The sequence below is a fragment of the Mesorhizobium sp. M7A.F.Ca.MR.362.00.0.0 genome (assembly GCF_004023175.1).
GTDB lineage: Bacteria > Pseudomonadota > Alphaproteobacteria > Rhizobiales > Rhizobiaceae > Mesorhizobium.
In genome coordinates, this window is sequence record NZ_RZTF01000667.1 from 1 (window position 1) to 1855 (window position 1855).

At 64.9% G+C, this 1855-nt stretch carries 3 protein-coding genes and 1 pseudogene; all 4 read right to left on the minus strand.

From position 1 onward, the window contains the following. Positions 1-118: 118 nt before the first annotated feature. Positions 119-646, minus strand: a complete 528-nt coding sequence (gene flgA / locus EOC06_RS36595; protein ID WP_128310073.1) for a flagellar basal body P-ring formation chaperone FlgA — start codon at positions 644-646, stop codon at positions 119-121. Positions 647-649: 3 nt separating this feature from the next. After that, positions 650-1438: a flagellar basal-body rod protein FlgG gene (flgG, locus tag EOC06_RS36600; RefSeq protein ID WP_013529795.1), complete on the minus strand. Its 789-nt coding sequence runs from the start codon at positions 1436-1438 to the stop codon at positions 650-652. An 11-nt stretch (positions 1439-1449) separates the two neighbouring features. Further along, a complete protein-coding gene (locus EOC06_RS36605) occupies positions 1450-1776 on the minus strand; it encodes a flagellar hook-basal body complex protein FliE (RefSeq protein WP_128310074.1) in 327 nt (108 codons plus the stop codon). Continuing rightward, positions 1776-1855, minus strand: a pseudogene (flgC, locus tag EOC06_RS36610) (flagellar basal body rod protein FlgC); the annotation flags it as partial. The pseudogene flgC and the gene EOC06_RS36605, both read right to left, overlap by 1 nt.

Here is a 1855-nt window from a genome sequence, read left to right on the forward strand (position 1 = left end):
CGCGGCCTCCTGTCCGCATTCTTGGCGGCGAGCTCGCGCTTGGCCTTCGACGTCAGGCCGTCGGCCAGCGCCGGCTGCAGGCCAAGCACGGCTGCCAGCATCAGGGTAAGCCCGCGTATCATGACGCGCTGACCTGGATGGTTCCGTCCGCCATCACCGTGCCGGACAGGATTTTGCCGCTGTCGATGTTGCGAACCTTGACGAGGTCGCCCGGGGCTCCCGGCTGCAGCGTCACGGCGGTGGCCGAGATCGTCAGCCCGCCGGCGATGAAGAAGATCTGCACGGAAGCACCCTGTTCGACCAGCCAGGCCTCGCGGATGGCGGTGGAAGGAATGTAGCGGCCGGGCAGCAGCGTGCGCTTGGCGACTTTGCCATCCAGTTCTTCGGCCCGCGTGGCGACCGCCTCCGGCTTGTGCTTGCCGACGACAAGGGTGACCTGTTTCAGGGCAGCCAGGTTGATGGTCTCGCCGGGATAGATTACCCGGCTCGGAATAAGCACCACCTCGCCGCCAGCTTGATTGCTGGCGATCCGGGTGGCCGGTTGGTTGGCCGATTCCTGGGCAAAAGCCGGCATCGTGCCGGTCACCAGCGCAAGGACGAGCGCGGTGCGGCGGAATGCGGACAGGAGGCCGGGCGTCGACATCATGCGTTACCTGATGTTCTTGGAGACCACGGAGGCCATGTCGTCGGCGGCCTGAATGACCTTGGAGTTCATCTCATAAGCGCGCTGCGCCGAGATCAGTTCGGTGATTTCCTTGACCGGGTCGACGTTGGAGGCTTCGAGATAGCCCTGCTGGATGGTGGCAAAGCCGGGATCGCCAGGCACGCCGACATTCGCCGGCCCCGAAGCCGTGGTTTCCTGGAACAGATTGTCGCCGAGCGGCGCCAGGCCGGCCTCGTTGGCGAAGTTGGCGATCTGAAGCTGACCGAGGTTCTGCAGGTCGGTCTGGCCGTCGATGCGGGCGAAGACCTGGCCGGTCTTGTTGACGATGACCTCGACGGCATCCACGGGGACATTGATTGCCGGAATGACGGCAGCGCCGTCGACCGTCACGAGTTGGCCGGTGGCGTTGGTATTGAGAGCTCCGGCGCGGCTGTAGAGCGTGCCGCCGTCGGCACCCTCGATCTGAAACCAGCCCCTGCCGGTCAGCGCCAGGTCGAAACTGTTGCCGGTGCTGGTCAGTTCGCCCTGGGTGTGCACGTTGCGCACGGCCGTCGTCTTGACGCCGAGGCCGATCGAGACGCCCTCCGGCACCAGCGAGGCGTTGGAGCGGTTGGGCACGCCTTGCGTGCGGTCGACCTGATAGAGCAGGTCGGAGAATTCGGCGCGGGCGCGCTTGTAGCCGGTGGTGTTGATGTTGGCGATGTTGTTGGCGATGACTTCCAGATTTGTCTGCTGGGCATTCATGCCGGTGGCGGCGATGGCGAGTGCTTTCATGGCGGAATTCCTCAGATGCCCATTCGACTGACTTCGAGATAGGCGGAAACCACCTTGTCGCGGATGGCGACGGCGGTCTGAAGCGCCTGCTGCGCGCTCATCACGGCGTCGACCACCTGACGGGTGTCGGCGTTGCCCTTGAGCGCCTGCAACGATACCTGCTCGGCATTCTGCAGCGTGTTCACGGTCTTGGAGGCTGCCTGGCTCAGCGCCTCGGCGAAGGAGGTGCCGATGGTGCCGCCGGCCGAGGGTGTCGCGCCGCCCTGGAGCAGGCTTGTGGCCGCGTCGTCGCCGCCGATCGACGGCTTGAACTGAAGCGCTCCGATACCGCTGATCATTACTGGTTCCTCATCAGGTCGATGGTCATGGAAATCAGGTCGCGGGCCTGCTTGACCACCTGAAGGTTGGCCTCGTAGG